The organism is Antarctobacter sp. (assembly GCF_034670325.1).
In the GTDB taxonomy this organism is placed as follows: Bacteria; Pseudomonadota; Alphaproteobacteria; order Rhodobacterales; family Rhodobacteraceae; genus Antarctobacter.
In genome coordinates this window covers 144,828-164,569 of record NZ_JAXMNR010000008.1, presented here as the reverse complement: position 1 = coordinate 164,569, position 19,742 = coordinate 144,828, and the positions used below count along the sequence as shown (strand labels likewise).

The following is a 19,742-nucleotide window of genomic DNA, read 5'->3' as shown; positions in this document are numbered from 1 at the left end:
CAACGACGACCCAGGAGGAGACCAACATGAAGACCTTTACGATTGCAGCCGTCGCTGCGCTGGCTATCCCCGGCCTTGCCACCGCCGACACAACGCTGAAAATGGCGACCATTGAGCCCAGCCTTGGCCAGGCCATCACCATGGCCACCTTTGCCAACGTGGTGAATGGCAATCTGGACGATGTGCAGATCGAGGTCGCTGGCGGCGGTGCTGCCACGCTGCACCAGATCGAAGCCGCGCGCGGCAACCTCGACATGTACATGGTGTCTCCCACCATCTACAACTTCATCTCCACCGGAAAGGCCATGTACGCGAAAGAGGCCGACGCTGCTGACGTCTCCAAGAACCTCGCCCTGCTGATGTGGTTCCCTTACGGCCAGTATCACTATGCCGTGCGCGGCGACAGCGACATCCGGCTGCTGGATGACATCGAAGGTTCGACCGTCTTCCTTGGACCCGCAGGTGGCGGCGCGTTCAATGCGGCCAAGGGCTGGATCGAGGCGACCACGGGTCTTGTGGCTGGCGAAGACTACGAGGCGATCACGGCCAACTGGGCCACCGGCTATCAGGCGTTTCAGGACGGCAAGGTCGAAATGTATGTAAACGGCTGCATCGACCCTTGTCAGCAGTTCATCCAGTTCACTGAAACCGAGTCCATCCGCTTTATCGGGCCAGAGGATCACACCGGCGAAGCCGTGGACAAGTTCCTTGGCAACTTCCGCTACCGTGCCGAAATCCCCGCGGGTCTTTACAAAAATCAGGTGAATGACGGCCCCGTGATGTCCAATGACACCGCTGTCGGCATTGGTGTGCGTGCCGATCTGGACGACGAGACGGTCTATCAGGTGACCAAGGCCTTCTGGGACAATGTCGATAGCATCTCGTCCGATGCGCCCTGGGCCAAGGCCCTGTCGATTGAATTTGCGGTTCAATCGCTGGCCGGGATGCCGCTGCATCCGGGCGCAGAGCGTTACTACCGCGAAGTCGGCGCACTGGAGTAAGCCGTTCTATCGGGGGCCACTGGTTGGCCCCCGAACTTTCCTGAATGTGAAAGATGCGAAACATGTTCATCCGCAGAACCACCTACCGGCTGGCGCCCGAATTCAACACAGAGGCCGGTCAAGCAGGTTTCGAGGCCGAGATGAGGGCCAATATCCGCCCGCATCAGATCGAAGGGCTCGTCAGTACGGCCCATGTCCCCAACGAGGACGGAAGCTGGACGGTTGTTGCCGTCTGGGAGACCAAGGTCAACGCAATGGCCGCCTTGGATCACATCCGGGCCGAATGGGACCGACAGGCCTTCAAATTGGCGGCGCCCCCAATCAGGGAAACCGCCAGCATCGGCGTGTGGGAAGGGGGCTGATCAAAGCCGTTGTCCATCTGGCATAAAGCAGCTTCCAGAAAGGTCTGCAAAGATGGACCGACGCAGTAGCCCTTGTTCGGCCCCCAGGTTTCGATCAGTCCCGATCGACTTGTCGTACCGCCTTAGCCAGACCAGATATCCACCAGCCAAAAGCTGAGCGCGGGAAAGCCGATCAGCAAAGCGATGCGAACAAATTCCGACGCGATGAACGGCACTGTTCCGCGGAAGATCTGCGCAGTCGGGATGTCCTTTGCCATGGCAGAGATGATGAACAGGTTCATACCGACGGGCGGCGTAATCATGCCCAACTCTACCACGACCAGCGTCAGAATGCCGAACCAGAGCGCCTGCTGTTCCGGCAAAAGGCCGAAATCAAGGCTCATCATCGTGGGAAAGAACACTGGAACTGTAAGAACGATCATCGACAGGCTGTCCATCACACATCCCATGACAAGGTAAAATCCCACGATCATGAGAAGAACAGTCATTGGCGCGATCTCGGCGGCAATGAACCAGTCCGCAAGTTCCGTCGGCATACGCGACAGGGCCATGGCGACGTTGAAGATATCGGCACCGAAGATGATCACGAAGATCATGGCGCTGGTCGCCGCAGTCTCGACCAGACTTTCGACCATCGCGCCGACGGTCAAGGTGCGGTTGAACACACCAACGGCGGCGGTCAGCACAACACCGATCGACGCCCCCTCTGCCGGGGTGAAAAAGCCGCCGTAGATCCCACCAAGAACGATTATGAAAACGCCCACGATGTGCCAGATGCTGCCAAGGCTGCGCAGTCGGACGCTGAGGCTGGCGCGTTCTTGCAGAGGCGCTGCATCCGCATTGATCCGAACGTAGATGCCGATGGCGATGATGAACCCCAGCACCGCAAGAAGACCGGGGATGGTCGCGGCAAGAAACAGTTTGACGATGTTCTGTTCGGTCAGAAGGGCATAGATGATCAGAACGATAGAGGGCGGGATCAGAATGCCCAGCGTGCCGCCAGCGGCCAGAGCGCCAGACGACAACGCACCGCTGTAGTTGTGCTTTTTCATCTCGGGCAACGCGACCTTGGCCATGGTCGAGGCCGTCGCGATGGAAGACCCCGAGATCGAGCCGAACATAGCGCAGCCCGCCACGGCGGCCATGGCCAGACCGCCACGCCAATGGCCGATCCAGGCGTTTGAGGCCGAGAACAGAGACGCAGAAATGCCGGTGCGTGTCGCAAGATGCCCCATCAGGATGAAGAGCGGCACAATGGCAAGGTCATAGGACAGAAACTTGTCGGGCCATGCCGTCGACAGGTAGGCCTGTAGACCTGCGGGGCTGGACAAGACCATATAGCCAGCCGCTCCGACGACCCCCATGGCAAGACCGATAGGCGCACGCAAGAGGATCGCTCCCAGAAGGACGATGACCAGGATGATGGAAATGATTGTTGGGTCCACGGTACTCAGTGTCCTGAATGAAGTGTCGTTGCCCGCGGCAACAAGAATGCCTGAGCCAATGCAATGACGCTGGACGCGCCAAGCCCCAGAACCGCCGGCACAAAGGCCCACCAGACCGGGATGGACAGCAGCATCGTACGGTCGCCATAGTCGCGAATTTCGGTGAGGCCGTGCACGGTGAAGAAACAGAGCGCCGCCCAAGCCAAAGCCGACAGCAGCAGCCAGACCCAGTCTATCCCTGCGATCACGTGCGTCGGGAGCCAGTTGGTAAACAGGTCGACCACGACATGCCCCCGGTGCAATTGGCAGAGCGGCAGGAACAGGCCCGCAGCATAGGCACAGGACAATTCGACCAGCTCAAAGTCGCCGCGAACGCCCTGTAGTCCAAGGTTCCGCATCACGACCGACACCGCCACGGTCAGCGCTACGCCGAACATGACGCACCCGCCAAGCGCGGCAAGGAGACGGGCCAGCCGCTCCATCCAGACATGCAAAGGGGGATTGCTCCCCCCTTGCTGCGGCCAAATCGACGACCAGCGGGACATCTCAGGCAGCCTGATCGAGCAATTCGTTTGCCCGTGCCAGAATGGCCGCGCCGTCATGCCCCTTGTCGTTCAGCATGACTTCCCAGTTGGCGTAGACCGGCTGCGCCGCGTCCGCCCACTTCGCGACTTCCTCGGTCGAGATTTCGACAATCTCGTTGCCTTCCTTCTCGACCATGCCACGACCGACTGCTTCGAACGCGTCGAAGGTCTTGCCGATACGGCGCGACAGGTCGATGCCGGAATTTGCGTCGATCACGCCGCGCAGGTCGTCCGACAGGCCCTCGTAGCTGGCTTGGTTCATCAGCAACACGTTAGTGTTCGCGTAAAGGCCGCGCGCACCGGGGGCTGCCTCGCAGGAGAACTTGGTCAGTTCCTGAAGCTTGAAGGGCGGGACCACCTCATACGGAAGGCAGCAGCCGTCGATGACACCGTTGCTGAGGCCGACGACCATCTCGGTCACAGGAAAGAACACCGGCTCGGCTCCAAGCGACGCAAGAAGCTCACCCATGCCCGCATTGGGGCTGCGGATCTTCTTGCCGACCAGATCGTCGGCAGTCCGCACGGCGCTGTCGCGCATGTGCAGTTTGCCGCCGTCGTGGCTCCAGAATGCCAGCGGCTTCATGCCGGCAAATTCGTCGCCGCCGAATTCGTCCATAAGCGTGTGCAACGCGACCGATGTTTCCTCGGCGTGTTTGGCCATGAACGGCAGGCCCATGGTTTCAGCCACCGGATAACGGCCGGGCGTGTAGGTCGGCAGTGCCCAAGCGATGTCTACAATGCCCTTTTTGACCTGATCGGCCAGTTGCGGGGGCTTGCCACCCATCTGCATCGACGGGAAAATCTGCACTTCGATGGCGCCGTTCGACGCCTCGGTTAGTTCTGCGGCCCAAGGCTCAAAGAACTTCGAGTGCATCGGCGCGACCGGCGGCAGGAAGTGGTGCAGGCGCAGGGTCACTTCGGCAGCCGAAGCACGCCCCACCAGAGCGGGCGTTGCGACGACAGCGCCGAGACCGGCAAGAACCTGACGGCGCGACGGGTTGAATTTTGTCACTTGGGTTTCCTCCTCAGAAAGACAATTCATGATGGCACCGACGGTCCAGACCCGGTGCTTTGCGACACGCTCACTTGTTCTGTTCGATTGCCAGTCGTTCGACGGCACCGGCACGCAGAGCTTCGATCTGCTGAATAAGACCGTCCGGGTTTACAAAGATGTTTGGCTCGCCCGGTGTACGGGTTGCGAGTTTCTGGCGGTCCTCGTCCAGATTGTTCGAAAACCCGTGGGTCGTCAGGTGGACGTCGACGCCCATGTCCCGCGCCGCGACCAAGGCGCGCACGCGGTCGACGCTTTCGATAAAGGCCTCGACCTGGGTTGGTCCCTCAATAGCGTTCAGCCCGAGACCACCAATCGTGATCGCGCGATAGGTCTGGTCGCCATCCTTGACGTCATAGAGATATGAGGCTGTGCCCCAAGTGTGGCCGGGGGTCTCGATCACTGCAAACGTATTGCCGCCAAGCGTGATTTCGTCGCCATCAGACACGACCATATCGGCCTCGATCATGTCCCACGCGCGCGAGCCGCCCTTGGACGCCGCCGAAGATCCGAGGGCTTCGTCCCAGCCGCCTTGGGTCATCACGAACCTGGCGTTTGGCAATAGCGGCTTCAGCCCCGCCGCCCCGCCGACGTGATCGAAATGCCCGTGGGTCATCAGCACATACTTGATGTCGGCAAGGTCGGTGCCGGTCTTCTCGATATTTTCGAGGAGCGTCTGCTGGAACGGGCCATAAAGCGTGTCAATGAGGACTGTGCCCTCATCCGTATGGATCAGCCATGCGGAGACCCAGCAGATTCCGACGTAGTCGACGTTGTCAAACGGCGACCAAGGCGCGACATATTGTGCATCAGGCGTGTTGAGCCAGCGGCCCAGATCCCGTGGCATCTGCCCTGTCCGTCCGAATTCCGCGAACCGCTCCATGACCGGTCCTGATGGACAGCCGTCGAAGAGCGACTGCGCCGATGCCCCACCAGCAATGCCAGCAGAGAGCGCAAGGCCCACCATCAAAGTACGCATACGATTCGCTGTGACTGAAATCATTCGACCACCCCCCGCTCGCTATGCGGCCGCAATCCGGTACGTTCATGCCGCACTCGAATGGACGTCGGTCGCCAATCATCTGTAAAAGTCATATAGCTAGTGTTTTAAAATTACACAACTGGAATCTTCAACCCAACGCCCGAACAGGTCTGCTGCGGGACGCGCCGACCATCGCGCCTTGGTCACAATGCCACAGAGAGTCACCTTGACTTAAAGCTATAAACATAGCTTATTGCATTTCGTATTCACTGTCTGGCTCCGCCGTGGGCCAGACACCCCGGCAAAGCAGGCTTGCCATTGATTTTCGGGAGGAGACCCAAGGCATGAGAAACGATGCAGGCACGCGGATGTATGATCCATGGCCGGAGGGCGTGCAGCCCAGTGTCCCAATCGAGGGCTATACGAACACCTGGACGCACACGCCGTCGCAGACGTTGTATCGTCGACCGGTCACACGCACCGAGGCCACCGGCCCTGCCGATCTTTGGCGCAAAATGCATTGTGGCGACAGCAATCTGGCCTCGAGTGCGACAGGCAAGCTGGCGCAAGGCGCGCTCATGCTGGTGTCCGGACGCATTCTGGATGAGGATGGTCGCCCCATCCCGAACGCCATCGTCGAACTGTGGCAGGCGAATGCCGCCGGGCGGTACGCCCATTCTCTCGACAATCGCGAAGCGCCGCTTGATCCCAATTTCCTTGGTCATGGCCGTGTGCGCTCGGACGAGAACGGCGGCTATGCGTTCCTGACGATCAAGCCCGGTGCCTACCCGGTTCCGGTCAAGGACACTTGGTGGCGTCCGCCGCACATCCATTTCTCGGTGCTTGGCCCCAGCTCAATGTCTCGACTTGTGACGCAGATGTACTTTCCCGGCGATCCCCTGAACGACTGGGACCGCATTCTGCACTCGGTCGGAGACCCGGCAGCACGTGATCGCCTGATCGCCAAGCAATTGCATCCCGCAGAGGTTGGCGTCGACCATCTCGGCTTTCACCACGACATCGTTCTGCGCGGACGCGCCGCAACCCCGGAGGCATGATGAGCCAGCCAAATCAAACACGTCGGTTTCCCTTGTCGCAGCACACCATCGGCCCGTTCTTTCCGGCGGACTACTTCCAGCCCGGCGACAACGATCTGACGCGTGTCGCTGCTGATGCCACCCCCACAACAAAAGGCACGCCCTTCACCCTGACCGGCACGGTTCGACGTGAGGGCGGTGAGCCAGTGGCCAATGCCATTCTCGAACTTTGGCAAGCCGATTCCACTGGTCATTTCCGTCATCCCGATGATCCAGAGGCGGACAAAGCCGATCCGGATTTCCTTGGTTGGGGACGGGCATGGTCTACTGGCGAAGGGGCCTATTCGTTTCACTCCATCCGACCGGCTGGCTACATCGAGAACGGCCTCAAACGTGCGCCGCACCTGAATATCATCGTGATGGGAATCGGACTGATGCGGACAGCGGAAACCACACTTTTCTTCCCTGACCATGCGGCAGAGAATGCCACGGACCCCGTGCTGTGCGTGCTGCCCGAAGACCTGCGCCCCATGCTAGTCATGCGCGATGATGGCATCGTCGATGGCGTGCAATCCTATGGGTTCGACATTCTTCTGCGGGGACCAAGGGGGCAGGAAACACCCTTTTTCGAGACGTGAGGTGTGTCACTCGGTCATCGGGCGGCGTTGCTCTGAGGGCATTGGTCCTGCAACCGGGTCAGGCCGAAACCGCCGTCCATGACCGACCTCGACACGTCCAGCCGATGCCGGATCGACCCGCGCCTCGACTTCGTCGAAGCCCGTCAGTCTGAACCGCACGCCCAGCAACGGCAATTGCTTCACGCTGGAAAAGCCTCAAATCTTGATCCAGTCCTCGTCGGAAATGTCACCGATCAAAGTAACAGGTAGGCGGCCATTGGAATGACACACGCTGCCGAGCGATATCACCCGTCGTGCCATTGTCGGTTTCGGTGCTATTTTCCGCATCGACCCGCCCTGACCGGGGCTGTCCTTCTTCCTGTTAAATCTTCAGAAAAAGATCATGAAATCCAACACCTCAGATCCAAAGCCTGACCATAGCATCACCACAAAACGCCTGACACGGTATGGCGTCGACACCGTCTACAGGGTCTGCGGCGACGGACCAGCGGTGGTCCTGATCCCCTCGCTCGGGCGCGGGACCGAGGATTTCGATGCTCTCCTGCCCCATCTGATGGGGGCGGGCCTGCGTCTGATCCTGCCGGAACCGCGTGGAATCGAAGGCTCTGCGCCCCTGCAAGAGACGGACACGCTGCACGAGATGGCGGCAGATGTCGCCGCCATCATCGAGGCCGAAAGCGCCGCCCCCGCTGTTCTGGTGGGCCATGCGGCAGGCAACTGGGTCGCCCGCGTGCTGGCCCATGACCGGCCCGATTTGACCCGCGCCGTGGCGCTTGTCGCCGCGATTGTGACCAACACCGTACCCGACCATGTCAAGGCGTCGATCTCTGCCAGTTTCGACATGACGTTGCAGGACCAAGAGCGTCTGAAACACCTGCAAAACGTCTATTTCGCGCCGGGGGCGGATGCCTCGGTCTGGCTGGACGGTTGGTGGCCAGAGGTTTCGGCAGCGCAGCGGCGCGCGGCGCAGCAAACCCCTGACAAGGGCTGGATACGGGTGGCCGACCATCACCCGACGCTCTATTTGGGCGCGGCACAAGACGTGATCTCGCCGCCTCCGGAACTGGGCGCGCTGCGCGACACAATCGGGCCGAAAGCTGAGTGTGAAGTCATCACCGATGCAGGCCACGCCCTGTTGCCAGAGCAACCAGAACCCGTGGCGAAGGCACTGGCGGTCTGGGTTAAACGCCTGTCGCAAAAAGGGACTGAACTGGGGTCAGTTTGACCACTTGGCCGCTATCCTTAAGGATCGCGGCCAAAATCGCGTGATGTGCATGGACATTCGGTTATGATTTGAAACCCTGCCATGACCGAACAATCATTGACAAAAAGTTCAAGTTCGGTGGACGGCAGAAACGTCCAAGATACCGCCGTCCTCTAGCTCACAGGCTTATACCGATACGGTCACACCGCCTCTATTGCCAATGCGATCCCCTGCCCTACGCCGATACACATGGTCGACAGCGCGCGCTTGCCTCCCGTCGCCTGCAACTCCAGCGCTGCGGTGCCGACGATCCGCGCGCCGGACATGCCCAGAGGGTGGCCAAGGGCGATGGCGCCGCCATTCGGGTTCACGCGGCTGTCGTCGTCGGCGATGCCGAGATCGCGCAGCGTGGCGAGGCCCTGGCTGGCGAAGGCTTCGTTCAGCTCGATCACGTCGAAATCGGACTGGGACAAGCCCAGCCGTGCCATTAGCTTTTTCGAGGCCGGGGCCGGACCAAAGCCCATGATGCGTGGTGGAACACCGGCAGTCGCCCCGCCCAACACGCGGGCGATGGGGGTCAGCCCATGCGCCTTTGCCGCCGCCTCGGAGGCGAGGATCAGCGCCGCCGCGCCATCGTTCACACCCGAGGCATTGCCGGCCGTGACCGACCCGCCCGCACGAAAGGGTGCGCGCAGGTTGGCCAGCGTCTCAAGCGTGGTGTCGGGGCGCGGGTGTTCATCACTGTCAACGATGCGCGGATCGCCTTTGCGCTGCGGGATGCTGACCGGGGTGATCTCGGTCGCCAGCCGACCGTTGGCCATAGCCGCCCCTGCCTTTTGCTGCGACCGAACCGCAAATGCGTCCTGATCCTCGCGGTTGATGCCGAAATCTTCGGCTACGTTCTCCGCAGTCTCGGGCATCGAATCCACGCCATATTGCGCCTTCATCAACGGATTGACAAAACGCCAACCGATGGTGGTGTCCTCGATCGCCGCCTGCCGCGAAAAGGCGGAGTCCGCCTTGGGCATGACAAAGGGCGCGCGGCTCATGCTTTCGACGCCGCCCGCGATCATCAACTCGGTCTCGCCGGCCCGGATCGCCCGAGCGGCGGTCATCACCGCGTCCATGCCGGACCCGCAAAGCCGGTTCATCGTCGTGCCGGGCACCGTTTCGGGCAGGCCTGCCAACAGCGCAGACATGCGCGCGACGTTGCGGTTGTCTTCACCCGCCTGATTGGCGCAGCCAAAGATCACCTCGTCCACCGCGGCCCAATCGACCCCGCCGTTGCGCGCCATCAGGGCGCGGAGCGGCACCGCCCCCAGATCGTCAGCCCGGACCGTGGACAAGGCACCGCCATAACGCCCGATGGGGGTTCGGATGTAGTCGCAGATGAAAACGTCACGCATGGCCGGATTTCCTTTGTTCAATCTCTTCGCGCTCGGCCCTTAGAGGGGCGAGCATGGCGTCCACATCGCCGGTCGCGGATGCCGGACCGGCGGCCTGTGCGACAGCCTCCATCATCGCAACAACGCGCTGGGGCGTCTCACCCGAGGCCCACCAGAGCGGACCACCCCGCCAGCGCGGAAAGCCGTAGCCATGCACCAGCGTCACGTCGATATCGCCGGGACGTTGCGCAACGCCTTCTTTCAGGACCAGCGCCGCTTCGTTCAGGATCGCGCCCAGCAGCCTGTCCTGAATCTCCTGCGCGGTGAACGTCCGGGGCGTGATGCCCTTGTCGGCGCGGGCCGCGTCGATAATTGCAGAGGCGGCGGGCGAAGGCTGTGCCTTGCCACTGTCGTAGTCGTAATAACCGCCCCCCGTCTTGCGTCCAAAGCGCCCGGCCTCACACAGCCGGTCGGGGATATCGACATAGCGCGCCGCCGGATCGCGGGTCGCGGCCTGCCGCTTGCGCATGTTCCACGCGATATCGAGGCCAGACATGTCGCCTACCGCAAACGGCCCCATCGCAAAGCCATACTCGGTCGCGGCCTTGTCGACTTCTTCCGGGGTTGCGCCGTCCTCGATCAAATTTTCGGCATGGCGGCGGTAGGCGGCGTAGATCCGGTTGCCGATGAACCCTTCGGCCACCCTTGCAACCACCGGCTGTTTTCCCAGTTTCTTACCAAAGGCCAGAGCTGTGGCCATCGTGCGGTCGGAACTGTCGCCGGTGCGGACGATCTCAAGCAACTTCATGATGTCAGCGGGGCTGAAAAAGTGCAGACCGACGATATCGCCCGCGCGGGAGGTCACAGAGGCCATCTCGTCGATGTCGAGATAGGACGTGTTGGTCGCCAAAATCGCGCCGGGTTTCAGGATACCATCAAGGGTGGTCAGGAGTTCCTTCTTCACCGCCATATCCTCGAACACGGCCTCGATCACCAGATCGCATTCCGCAAGGTCGGCCATGCTGTCACTTGCCGACAACAGCGCTTTGCGCTGCTCCGCAGCCTCGGCGCTCAGACGGCCCTTTGCAACGCTGGCATCCAGCGCCTCTGTGATGGCCGCTGCGGCCTTGTCGCGCGCCTCTGCGTCCCGTTCGACCAACGTGACAGGAAGGTTCGCGGCCAGAACTGCGCGGCAAATGCCCTGCCCCATCGTGCCACCACCGACAAGCCCGACGCGCATAACCTGCGTCGGCGTCGCGTCCAACCCGTCGATCCGGGTTGCGGCGCGTTCGGCAAAGAACAGATGGCGGAGGGCAAAGGCCTCTTCCTGCAACCGGAACTGCTGAAAAGACTCTCGTTCAGTGATCAGCGCCTCTTCGGCGGGCAGGTCGGCGGACAGCCTGACCAGCCGGATCGCTTCGGCCACGTTGGGCCGTCCCTTCCCGCGCTGGAGAGCGTTGGCTTCGGCCGCTTTTACGGCCTCGGGGTCGGCGGCGGGTACGGCGAGATCACGCAGACGGCGCTTGATGGGCGCGGCCCGGATCGCTGCGGTGGCGGCGGCGATCAGGTCCTCTGCCTCACTGCTGTCGGCCAAAACGTCGATCATACCCAGCTTCAACGCTTCGGGCGCTTTCACTCGGCGCCCCGAACAGACCAACGCAATCGCTTCGGCCAGCCCGGTAAGACGGGGCAAACGCTGGGTGCCGCCTGCACCGGGGACCATGCCAAGGGTGACTTCCGGCAGGCCCAGCACGGCACCGGGGGCCGCGACGCGCAGGTCGCACCCCAGTGCCAGCTCGAACCCACCGCCAAGGGACGCGCCGTGGATTGCGGCGCAGACGGGGTGCGGGCTGTCCTCTATCGCGGCGATGACCTGCGGCAGTTCGGGGGCGGCCAGTGGCGCGCCAAATTCGCGGATGTCGGACCCGGCAACAAAGCTGCGTCCTGCCCCGATAATCACGATCCCGCCAAGGTCCTGCTGCGCGGCCTCTGCCAAACAGTCCAGCACCCCCGCCCGAACGGCGGTGGACCCTGCGTTTACGGGCGGATTGTCGATTGTAATGATCCCGATGCCGTCCCGGACCGCGAGTCGGACGACGCTTTTGACCTCAGTCATTTCAACCCTCAATGTTTTGGCAAGTTCAGGCTGGCCCGCGCCAGCACGTTGCGCATGATTTCGGTCGAGCCACCAAAGATCGTGGTCGGCCGCGCGGCCAAATACGTCCCCGCCGCGTCGAGACGGCTGTCTCCGGTTTCGTCCAGCCGCCCCCCGGCAAGACTGCCAGCGACCTGCATCAACTCTTCGGAGATGCGTTGGTAGAGTTCGCTCTGAAAGATCTTGAGAACGCCCACGTCGGCCCCGATTGGCGCGCCGGTGCGCAGCCGCTGGACATAAGTCTCGAACAGGTCGTTCAAGTCGCCAAGGTCCATCGCAAGCGCGGCAAAGCGATCACGAAAACCCGGGTCGTCCCATGTGCCGTTGGCCCGCGCCAATGCCTCGAGCCGCCCAAGCGCATTGGCCGACAGGCGCGGCGCGCCGATAAAGACACGCTCATGCCCCAGCAACGCCTTGGCCATCGTCCAGCCCTGATTGACCTCACCCACGATGTTGCCCGCCGGGATGCGCACCGCGTCAAAGAAGATCTCACAGAACTCGGCATGGCCCTCGAGGTTTTCGATGGGCCGGACGGTGACACCCGGTGCGTCCATCGGCACCAACAGAAAGCTGATCCCGGCCTGTTTTTTCACCGACTTGTCGGTGCGGGCGAGGACAAAGGCCATGTTGGCATCGGCCCCCAGCGTAACCCAAGTCTTTTGCCCGTCGATCACCCATTCGTCACCATCACGCACCGCTGATGTCCGCAGCGCGGCAAGGTCCGATCCTGCGCCGGGTTCGCTGTAGCCCTGCGCCCAGACATCCTCTCCCCGCAGGATGCGCGGCAGGTAGTAATCCTGTTGCGCCTGCGTGCCGTATTGCATCAGCAGAGGGGCCAGCATGACGGTGCCGATGTCGTGCACCCGGGCGCAGCCGAACCGCTCATACTCCTCGATCAGGATCAGGTGCTTGCCCGCGCCAAGCCCCATGCCTCCCAACTCTTGCGGCCAGGTGGGCGCGATCCATCCGGCGCGCGCCAGCGTGGCGTACCAAGGCCGCACCTCGGGCCAGCGGAGCCGCCGCTGTGCAAAGCGCGGAATATCCGGATAGTGGCTTTCCACAAATTCGCGGACGACCAAACGAAACGCCGCGTCGGTCATGGCGTTGAAGTCGGGGTGCGGCGGATGGTCGGCAATAAAGGGCGGGGTATCATCCATAGTGGCGGTCATTCAGCGGCCTCCCTCTGGTCCATGAATGCCGCGCGCAGGCGGTATTCGGGGGCAAATTGACCGGCTTCGACCATCAACTTGCGCACATAAAGACCAATGTCTGCCTCGTCGGTATAGCCGATGGCCCCGTGCATCTGGACGGCTTCCCGCGCAACCAACCGCGCCAACCCGCCCGCCCGGGCACGTGCCCGGTAGACGGCCATCCGGGTCGGGCTTTTGCCCAGATCCAGCGCGGTGGCCGCCGCGTCAATCGACGCCCGCGCCAGTTCCAACTGCACCTTGACCTCTGTCGCGCGGTGTTGAAGCGCCTGAAAACTGCCGATGGCCACATCGAACTGTCGACGCGTCCGCAGATAATCGAGCGTGATGTCAAAGGCGCGCTCGGCAGCACCTTGCAGATAGCCCGCGTGCAAAAGCATCGCGTCGTGCAGGCTGTCCTCTATCGCGTCGCAGGCGTGGAGGTCGCAAGGCGTATCCACGAAGGTCAGTCTTTCGCGGAACGTTCCATCATGCATTGTCATGTGTTCGATGGACAGACCGGGGGCGTTTCGGGGCAGCAGGGCAAGGCCCTGCGCCGTGGTGACGGCAAAGGCGTCGGCCCCTGCGCTGACGGCTATTTTTTCGCCCGTCAGACGGCCACCCGATACCCTCACACCGGCCAAAGGATCCATCGAGTCGCAGGCCGATTGACAAGCGGGAAAGACGATTGACGCGCCCTCAAGGACAGGCTCGATATCCTCAAGGCATCCCGCCGCCGCCATCAGGTCAAGCGCGAAGAGCCCGGCAAGATAAGGTTCGGGTACCAGCCCTCCGCCCAGCACACGCGACAGCGCCACCGCCTCGCGTCGCCCAAGGCCAAGACCGCCCGCATCTTCGCTGAGACGCAAGTGAAGCCAGCCCATCTCGACCAGCGTTGCCCACCTCTCACGGGGGAAACCGGGATTTGTGAACCGGGCTGCGCGAATGTGGTCCAGCGACCCGTCGGGCGGCACCATGGCGCTCGCGCTTTCGGTCAGCATCCGGATGCTTTCGGCCGGATCGTCTGGCTCTTGCAACATGCGGGCAGTCTCCCAATATTTCAATTGAGCTATAAAACTAGATTATTATAAATGTCAACCGCGATGTCACCACGTCCCAAAGGATCACCCGGATGCGATCAAAAGGATTGCCTCGGCCACAATGGCGGTACTGCCGGGGGTCTCCCGCTCGATGGTCGAGGTCAACGACACGCGCGTGCCTAGTCTGTGAGGGGTCGCCGCCGTCACGGTCTGGATCAGACGGATTGGGGTATCCACGGGGATCGGCGCAACAAAACGCACCCGGTCATAGCCATAACTCAGCCCGGCGCCGCGCCGCTCGATCCGGAACAGCGACCGCTGCCATTCCGGGATCAGCGACAAGACATAAAGGCCATGGGCAATCGTGCGCCCGCCCGGACCTTCGCGGGCAGCCCTTTCGACATCGACATGAACCCAGTGATCGTCGCCCGTCACCTTGGCGAAGGTATTGATTTCAGACTGGGAAATACGCCGCCAGTTGGTGGGTCCCAAAGTTGCGCCGACATGATCCTTAAACCCTTCAGGCGTTTGCAAACTGAGCATCCAATGCCCCCTTTTGTAGAAATCACAATTGCACCTTCTACAAAAAACTATATAACTAGCTTTTAATGAGGTCAACGACACCGGAGACAAACAAGAGCGATGACAATGCAGGACTCCCCTTTCCGGAACATAACGGTCGCACGCAGCGGCTATGACCTGCACGCAGAGGCGATCCCGCCCGCGTCGGACGACGCGCCCTGGGTCATCTTTGGCAATTCCCTTGTGACAGACCTGTCGATCTGGGACGCGCAGGTTGCAGCGATGGCCGGACGATATGGCATTCTGCGCTATGATCAGGCCGGGCACGGTCGGTCAGGCGTGCACGCCGGCCCGGTGGACTTTGACACTCTGGGCGGCGACCTGCTGGCAGTCATGGATGCGGCGGGCGTGGAGCGCGGGATTTATGTCGGCCTGTCGATGGGCGTGCCAACTGGGCTTGCCGCGCACAGCGTGGCGGCGGATCGGTTCAACGCGCTGGTTTTTTCCGACGGGCAGGCCAAGACGGCGCCGGGTGGGGCTGCGGGATGGGCCGAACGGATCGAGGGCGCCCGCGCCTCTGGCATGGACGCCTTTGCCGCCGCCACGGTGGGCCGATGGTTGACCGATGGGACCGGCCCTGACCTACGAGCGCGGCTCACCCGAATGATCGCGTCCACGCCGTTCGAGGGTTTCGAGCTTTGCGCGACAGCCCTGAAAGACTACGACTTTGCGGCAGAGCTTGCACGGGTCACCTGCCCGACCCTGCTGATCGCAGGGGCGCAGGACGGCGCGATGCCCGAGGGAATGGCGACCAAACTGAAGCCTGCCATCGCAGGTTCTGAAATGCACGTCATCGACGGTGCTGGCCATGTGCCCTGCTTTGAACAGCCCGAGGCCTTTACCGCGATCCTACAAGCCTTTCTAAATAACCTCCCGGGGGGAACGTCCCAATGAAACTGCACTGGTCCCCTCGCTCACCCTTTGTCCGCAAGGTCAACATCGTGCTTGAAGAATGCGGCCTGACCGATGCGGTCGAACGCGTCCGCTCGGTCGCCGTTTTTGCCGCGCCACCAAACCCGGAGATCCTGAAGGACAACCCGCTGGGCAAGATCCCCGCCCTGATCACCGAAGACGGCCGCAAGCTGTTCGATTCCCGGGTGATCTGCGAATACCTGATCACGCGCGCCGATCGCGACGATCTGCTGCCCGACAACCCGGACGCCCGGATCAAGCACTTGCGCTGGCAGGCTCTCGGCGACGGGCTGACCGATATCCTGCTGCTGTGGCGCACAGAACGTGGGCGCGGCGACCATGCCGACCCGGTCATTCTAGCGGCATTCGAGACCAAGACCCGCGCCGCCCTCGCGATGCTTGAAAAGGAAAGCGCCGAACTGGCGCAGACCGGTTTCGGGCTGGGCCATATCTCGGTGGTCTGCGCGCTTGGGCAACTTGACTTCCGCTATGCCGATTGCGGCTGGAAACCCGCGCTACCCGGCCTTGCCGTTTGGTACGCCGAGGTCTCACAGCGCCCCTCAGTGGCCGCAACCGCCATTGTCGACGATGGCGACGGGCCCGCCGGTGCCGCAGATGCCACGCCTTCTTTTACCTATGGGACGACCTCATGACTGGACCTCTGAAACATATTCGCGTGCTGGACCTCTCCCGGATCATGGCGGGGCCGTGGGCCGGTCAAATTCTGGCCGACCTCGGGGCCGAGGTGATCAAGGTCGAACGGGCCGGTGTCGGCGACGATACCCGCAAATGGGGGCCTCCCTATATGAAGGACAAGGACGGCAACCAGACCGCCGAGTCCGGCTATTACCTGTCGGTCAACCGGGGCAAGAAATCGGTCGAGATCGACATCGCCTCTGCCGAGGGGCAGGCGACGGTCAAGGCACTGGCGGCGAAATCCGACATCGTGCTGGAAAACTTCAAGGTCGGCACACTGGAGCGGTACGGGCTCGGCCCGGATGACCTGCACGCCATAAACCCCGATCTGATCTTTTGCTCGATCACTGGCTTCGGACAGGACGGTCCGCGCGCCAAGGACGTGGCCTATGACTTCATGATTCAGGCCATGGGCGGATTGATGAGCGTGACCGGCGCGCCCGATAACACCCCCGGCGGCGGGCCGCAAAAGGTTGGCATACCCATCGTCGACATCATGACGGGCATGTATGCCGCCATTTCGGTGTTGGCGGCCCTCGCGGAGCGCACCCAGAGCGGCAAGGGCGAGACCATCGACATCGCCATGCTGGACGTGGCCACGGCGATGCTGGCCAATCAGGCCATGAACCACCTCGTGTCCGGCGACACCCCGGTTCGGCGAGGTAACAAGCACCCCAACATCCAGCCGCAGGACGTGTTCCCGGTGCGGGACGGTCACATCGTGCTGGCCGTCGGTAACGACGAACAGTTCCAACGCTTTGCCGCGGCCATAAGACGACCCGATCTGGCCGAGGACGACCGCTATGCCACCAACCGCGAGCGGGTAAAGAACCTCGACACCCTGCATCCGCTGATCTGCACGCAGCTCGGTGAAAGGGACCTTGCCGACTGGATCGAGATATTTGGCGCGCAAAAGGTGCCCTGCGGGCCGATCAACACGGTGCCGATGGTCTTTGCCGAGGAACAGGTGAAGCACCGTCAGATGCTGCGCGACCTGCCGCATCCGCTTTCAGGGACCGTGCCTTCGGTGGTCAGCCCGATGCGGTTCGACCGGTCGGCGCTCAGCTTTGAGACGCCCCCGCCGCTGCTGGGCGAACACACCGATGAAGTTCTGGCAAAACTGGGCCTGACGACGGAGGCAAACGACTGATGACACCCCGTATCCCACTGCCCGGCCCGGATGAGATGAACACCGCCCAAAAGGCGGTCTACGACAAGATCATCAGCGGCCCGCGCGGCACTCTGGTTGGGCCGCTCCGCGCGGCCCTACACAACCCGTCGCTCGCAGACCGGTGGCAGGCCATGGGTCAGGTGCTACGGTACGAGACTTCGCTGCCGCGCGATCTGAACGAACTGGCCATCCTTGTCGTCGGCCGCCACTGGAACAGCGAGCTGGAGTGGACGATCCATGCTGGCGCGGCCCGCGAGGCCGGTTTGGACGAACAGGTTATCGAAGCGGTTCGGCTGTGCGAATTGCCGGACTTCACCCGCGAAGAAGAGCGAGAAGTCTACGACTTCAGCCGCGAGTTGCTGGAACACGGACAGGTCAGCGACGCAACCTATGGCGCGATGCTGAACCGATGGGGCTCTCTGGGCGTGGTCGAGTTGACGGCTCTTGTGGGCTACTACTCGATGGTCGCTATGACGCTGAACGCCCACGGCATCCCATTGCCTGATCACATTCCCGCCGAATTGAACAGTGCGCCCCCATCCCGGACCGCCTTGCCGGAAAGCCCCCTCCGCGACGCTGCAGAATAGAGACAGCCATGTTCTACGATCCCAGAAGCGAAGAGCACGGTCTGGCCCATTCACCATGGACCGCCCTTGTGGTGCCGCGCCCCATCGGGTGGATTTCCAGCCTGTCGGCGGACGGCACCGCGAACCTTGCCCCCTACAGTTTCTTCAACGCCGTGTCGGGCGTCCCGCCGTTTGTGATGTTCTCATCCGCCGGTCGCAAGGACAGCCAGTCCAACATCGAGGAAACCGGCGAGTTCGTGGTGAACATGGCGGTCGCGGATCTAAAGGACGCGCTCAACATATCCTCGGCCCCCTTTGCGCCGGGCATTGATGAGTTTGAACGCGCGGGCCTTGAAAAAGCGGCGTGCCGCAATGTCCGCGTGCCGCGGGTCGCAGCGTCTCCGGTGGCGTTGGAATGCGTTCTGAACCGCGTCGTGCCGCTGACTGCGCGGGATGGCACAAAAGTCCGGTCAGAAGTGATCTTTGGCGAGGTCGTCGGCATCCACATCGCGGACGAGGTGATCGTCGACGGGATGCTGGACATCACCCGCATTCGCCCCCTCTCACGGCTGGGATACATGGACTACGCGATCACAGATGACGTCTTTTCGATGGCACGCCCGGTTCTGGAGGAATGAAGTCCGGCTTCGCAATGCACTGAGAAAACACGGTGCGGAGCGGCGGCCAGTCTCGGTGAACCGCAGAGCGGTCTGGTTTTAGTGGCACGCTTTGGAAACAAGCAAAATCACAATATGTCGAAGCGTCGATTTCCGCACCGGGGAAAACGTCCAGTTTGAGCCCGAACTACGGATTGCTGCGACTTGTCCGAATGTCAGTCGTCGAGCCGAGAAAAACGCCCCTTGCACCCTTGTTGGAAGCCGCTGTTGCAGTTTGCGACCGAGCCTGCGCCCTGAACCACCTGGTTTACTCCAGCGCCTCAATCGTGATGCCCTGTTCGATCTTCCCCAGATGGGCGTCCAGAAGATCCTCCCAGTCCCCGGCATTCGCGCCGCCTTGGCGCAACGCTGGAGCGGTCAATCCCGTTGATGTCAAATCCTCTACTTGCAGGATCAACATCTCATGGCGGGGGGCGTCCCCTGGCACATAGGCAAATCGCGTCCAAATGTAATCCTTGGGCAAGGGAAAACCTTGGTTATCCATAAAGGTTCTATAGCGCTCTCCATCCGTCCCCGGCAAACCGTTGGGAACCAACCAATGACGGCGTACCGGATCGGCATCCACATGGAATTCCAATGGCCCGATACGTATCGCTCGCGGCGCTGCGGAATAGTCGTATGCACCCTCAATTTCGGGTAGTATCTCCTCAAATTGAACGTTGATCAGAGATCGCGTTGAACCATCCGGGTGCGATGACGCAAACATGTACTGTTCCGCTTCAACCGTGCCATAGAGAATAAATCTATGGGCACCCAGATATTCATACTCTGGTGGAAAAGTGATGCGCGCCGATGGATGTGCATGAGACGTCAGCGTGTTACCTTCGACGGTGCGCTTTAAACCCTCCGTGCTCACCTCTGACGAGAACCGCCCTGGGTGGCTATAGTAGATCTTGTAGACGGCGTAGCCAACAGCACCAGCGACCCCAAGAACAAGGAGGGTCGTGGCCGTCAAAATCCACTTTTTCACTATCCTGCTCCAACTCAATGAAACGTCGCCGTGCAGCAGAGTGGAGGTAGTGACCAGCTTCCCGGTATTCAATGAACAGGGCAGCCGTGGTCGTGCC

20 protein-coding genes are annotated in these 19,742 nt (G+C 61.8%); 10 read left to right on the top strand and 10 right to left on the bottom strand.

Annotated features, from left to right (window positions below; all coding sequences use genetic code 11):
- Positions 1 to 26: 26 nt before the first annotated feature.
- A complete protein-coding gene (locus VOI21_RS19410) occupies positions 27 to 1,001 on the top strand; it encodes a TAXI family TRAP transporter solute-binding subunit (RefSeq protein WP_323771614.1) in 975 nt (324 codons plus the stop codon).
- A 62-nt stretch (positions 1,002 to 1,063) separates the two neighbouring features.
- A complete protein-coding gene (locus tag VOI21_RS19405) occupies positions 1,064 to 1,363 on the top strand; it encodes a hypothetical protein (protein ID WP_323771613.1) in 300 nt (99 codons plus the stop codon).
- A gap of 122 nt (positions 1,364 to 1,485) precedes the next feature.
- On the opposite strand, the gene VOI21_RS19400 is transcribed toward VOI21_RS19405, so the two are convergent.
- The 4 genes from VOI21_RS19400 to VOI21_RS19385 form a co-directional block, all read right to left on the bottom strand.
- Positions 1,486 to 2,808: a TRAP transporter large permease gene (locus tag VOI21_RS19400; RefSeq protein WP_323771612.1), complete on the bottom strand. Its 1,323-nt coding sequence runs from the start codon at positions 2,806 to 2,808 to the stop codon at positions 1,486 to 1,488.
- Between the two features lie 5 nt (positions 2,809 to 2,813).
- Entirely contained in the window at positions 2,814 to 3,302 is a 489-nt protein-coding gene (locus VOI21_RS19395; RefSeq protein WP_323771611.1) for a TRAP transporter small permease, read from the bottom strand.
- 52 nt (positions 3,303 to 3,354) lie between these two features.
- Positions 3,355 to 4,404, bottom strand: a complete 1,050-nt coding sequence (locus tag VOI21_RS19390) for a TRAP transporter substrate-binding protein (protein WP_323771610.1) — start codon at positions 4,402 to 4,404, stop codon at positions 3,355 to 3,357.
- Between the two features lie 70 nt (positions 4,405 to 4,474).
- Positions 4,475 to 5,446 (bottom strand): MBL fold metallo-hydrolase, encoded by a 972-nt coding sequence (locus VOI21_RS19385; protein WP_416358991.1) that lies wholly within the window; start codon positions 5,444 to 5,446, stop codon positions 4,475 to 4,477.
- Between the two features lie 323 nt (positions 5,447 to 5,769).
- Here VOI21_RS19385 and VOI21_RS19380 point away from each other — a divergent pair, with 323 nt between their 5' ends.
- The 3 genes from VOI21_RS19380 to VOI21_RS19370 all read left to right on the top strand — a co-directional run bounded on the left by VOI21_RS19380 (position 5,770) and on the right by VOI21_RS19370 (position 8,325).
- Positions 5,770 to 6,483 (top strand): protocatechuate 3,4-dioxygenase subunit beta, encoded by a 714-nt coding sequence (locus VOI21_RS19380; RefSeq protein ID WP_323771608.1) that lies wholly within the window; start codon positions 5,770 to 5,772, stop codon positions 6,481 to 6,483.
- Positions 6,483 to 7,100, top strand: coding sequence for a protocatechuate 3,4-dioxygenase subunit alpha (gene pcaG / locus VOI21_RS19375; protein WP_323771607.1), 618 nt, complete (start codon positions 6,483 to 6,485; stop codon positions 7,098 to 7,100). Before VOI21_RS19380 ends, pcaG begins: the two co-directional genes overlap by 1 nt.
- A gap of 382 nt (positions 7,101 to 7,482) precedes the next feature.
- Entirely contained in the window at positions 7,483 to 8,325 is an 843-nt protein-coding gene (locus tag VOI21_RS19370) for an alpha/beta hydrolase (RefSeq protein WP_323771606.1), read from the top strand.
- A gap of 179 nt (positions 8,326 to 8,504) precedes the next feature.
- On the opposite strand, the gene pcaF is transcribed toward VOI21_RS19370, so the two are convergent.
- The 5 genes from pcaF to VOI21_RS19345 form a co-directional block, all read right to left on the bottom strand.
- Positions 8,505 to 9,710: a 3-oxoadipyl-CoA thiolase gene (gene pcaF, locus VOI21_RS19365; RefSeq protein WP_323771605.1), complete on the bottom strand. Its 1,206-nt coding sequence runs from the start codon at positions 9,708 to 9,710 to the stop codon at positions 8,505 to 8,507.
- Positions 9,703 to 11,805: a 3-hydroxyacyl-CoA dehydrogenase NAD-binding domain-containing protein gene (locus VOI21_RS19360; protein WP_323771604.1), complete on the bottom strand. Its 2,103-nt coding sequence runs from the start codon at positions 11,803 to 11,805 to the stop codon at positions 9,703 to 9,705. Before VOI21_RS19360 ends, pcaF begins: the two co-directional genes overlap by 8 nt.
- An 8-nt stretch (positions 11,806 to 11,813) precedes the next feature.
- A complete protein-coding gene (locus tag VOI21_RS19355) occupies positions 11,814 to 13,013 on the bottom strand; it encodes an acyl-CoA dehydrogenase family protein (RefSeq protein WP_323771603.1) in 1,200 nt (399 codons plus the stop codon).
- The gene (locus VOI21_RS19350) at positions 13,010 to 14,071 is read right to left on the bottom strand and encodes an acyl-CoA dehydrogenase family protein (protein ID WP_323771602.1); all 1,062 of its coding nucleotides are present in this window, start codon (positions 14,069 to 14,071) and stop codon (positions 13,010 to 13,012) included. The genes VOI21_RS19355 and VOI21_RS19350 overlap by 4 nt, the downstream gene beginning before the upstream one ends.
- A gap of 84 nt (positions 14,072 to 14,155) precedes the next feature.
- Positions 14,156 to 14,614 (bottom strand): MaoC family dehydratase, encoded by a 459-nt coding sequence (locus VOI21_RS19345; RefSeq protein ID WP_323771601.1) that lies wholly within the window; start codon positions 14,612 to 14,614, stop codon positions 14,156 to 14,158.
- A 105-nt stretch (positions 14,615 to 14,719) separates the two neighbouring features.
- Here VOI21_RS19345 and VOI21_RS19340 point away from each other — a divergent pair, with 105 nt between their 5' ends.
- From VOI21_RS19340 to VOI21_RS19320, 5 genes are read left to right on the top strand one after another with little or no spacing between them, the layout of a single operon-like run.
- Entirely contained in the window at positions 14,720 to 15,547 is an 828-nt protein-coding gene (locus VOI21_RS19340) for an alpha/beta fold hydrolase (protein WP_323771600.1), read from the top strand.
- The gene (locus VOI21_RS19335; protein ID WP_323771599.1) at positions 15,544 to 16,218 is read left to right on the top strand and encodes a glutathione S-transferase; all 675 of its coding nucleotides are present in this window, start codon (positions 15,544 to 15,546) and stop codon (positions 16,216 to 16,218) included. The genes VOI21_RS19340 and VOI21_RS19335 overlap by 4 nt, the downstream gene beginning before the upstream one ends.
- Entirely contained in the window at positions 16,215 to 17,411 is a 1,197-nt protein-coding gene (locus VOI21_RS19330) for a CaiB/BaiF CoA-transferase family protein (RefSeq protein WP_323771598.1), read from the top strand. Before VOI21_RS19335 ends, VOI21_RS19330 begins: the two co-directional genes overlap by 4 nt.
- Positions 17,411 to 18,019: a carboxymuconolactone decarboxylase family protein gene (locus VOI21_RS19325; protein ID WP_323771597.1), complete on the top strand. Its 609-nt coding sequence runs from the start codon at positions 17,411 to 17,413 to the stop codon at positions 18,017 to 18,019. The genes VOI21_RS19330 and VOI21_RS19325 overlap by 1 nt, the downstream gene beginning before the upstream one ends.
- Before the next feature lie 8 nt (positions 18,020 to 18,027).
- Entirely contained in the window at positions 18,028 to 18,636 is a 609-nt protein-coding gene (locus tag VOI21_RS19320) for a flavin reductase family protein (protein ID WP_323771596.1), read from the top strand.
- A gap of 286 nt (positions 18,637 to 18,922) precedes the next feature.
- Here VOI21_RS19320 and VOI21_RS19315 read toward each other — a convergent pair whose 3' ends face one another.
- Positions 18,923 to 19,645 carry a hypothetical protein gene (locus VOI21_RS19315; RefSeq protein ID WP_323771595.1) on the bottom strand — a complete coding sequence of 241 codons (723 nt, stop codon included), beginning with the start codon at positions 19,643 to 19,645 and terminating at the stop codon, positions 18,923 to 18,925.
- Positions 19,646 to 19,742 lie beyond the last annotated feature (97 nt).

Bases quoted from the DNA above. Each gene is read 5' to 3' on its own strand.
- pcaF (WP_323771605.1), bottom strand. From the start codon at position 9,710: ATGCGTGACGTTTTCATCTGCGACTACATCCGAACCCCCATCGGGCGT.
- VOI21_RS19325 (WP_323771597.1), top strand. From the start codon at position 17,411: ATGACACCCCGTATCCCACTGCCCGGCCCGGATGAGATGAACACCGCC.
- VOI21_RS19335 (WP_323771599.1), top strand. From the start codon at position 15,544: ATGAAACTGCACTGGTCCCCTCGCTCACCCTTTGTCCGCAAGGTCAAC.
- VOI21_RS19340 (WP_323771600.1), top strand. From the start codon at position 14,720: ATGCAGGACTCCCCTTTCCGGAACATAACGGTCGCACGCAGCGGCTAT.
- VOI21_RS19320 (WP_323771596.1), top strand. From the start codon at position 18,028: ATGTTCTACGATCCCAGAAGCGAAGAGCACGGTCTGGCCCATTCACCA.
- VOI21_RS19410 (WP_323771614.1), top strand. From the start codon at position 27: ATGAAGACCTTTACGATTGCAGCCGTCGCTGCGCTGGCTATCCCCGGC.
- VOI21_RS19360 (WP_323771604.1), bottom strand. From the start codon at position 11,805: ATGACTGAGGTCAAAAGCGTCGTCCGACTCGCGGTCCGGGACGGCATC.
- VOI21_RS19385 (WP_416358991.1), bottom strand. From the start codon at position 5,446: ATGATTTCAGTCACAGCGAATCGTATGCGTACTTTGATGGTGGGCCTT.
- VOI21_RS19380 (WP_323771608.1), top strand. From the start codon at position 5,770: ATGAGAAACGATGCAGGCACGCGGATGTATGATCCATGGCCGGAGGGC.
- VOI21_RS19345 (WP_323771601.1), bottom strand. From the start codon at position 14,614: ATGCTCAGTTTGCAAACGCCTGAAGGGTTTAAGGATCATGTCGGCGCA.
- VOI21_RS19350 (WP_323771602.1), bottom strand. From the start codon at position 14,071: ATGTTGCAAGAGCCAGACGATCCGGCCGAAAGCATCCGGATGCTGACC.
- pcaG (WP_323771607.1), top strand. From the start codon at position 6,483: ATGAGCCAGCCAAATCAAACACGTCGGTTTCCCTTGTCGCAGCACACC.
- VOI21_RS19405 (WP_323771613.1), top strand. From the start codon at position 1,064: ATGTTCATCCGCAGAACCACCTACCGGCTGGCGCCCGAATTCAACACA.
- VOI21_RS19330 (WP_323771598.1), top strand. From the start codon at position 16,215: ATGACTGGACCTCTGAAACATATTCGCGTGCTGGACCTCTCCCGGATC.
- VOI21_RS19355 (WP_323771603.1), bottom strand. From the start codon at position 13,013: ATGACCGCCACTATGGATGATACCCCGCCCTTTATTGCCGACCATCCG.
- VOI21_RS19370 (WP_323771606.1), top strand. From the start codon at position 7,483: ATGAAATCCAACACCTCAGATCCAAAGCCTGACCATAGCATCACCACA.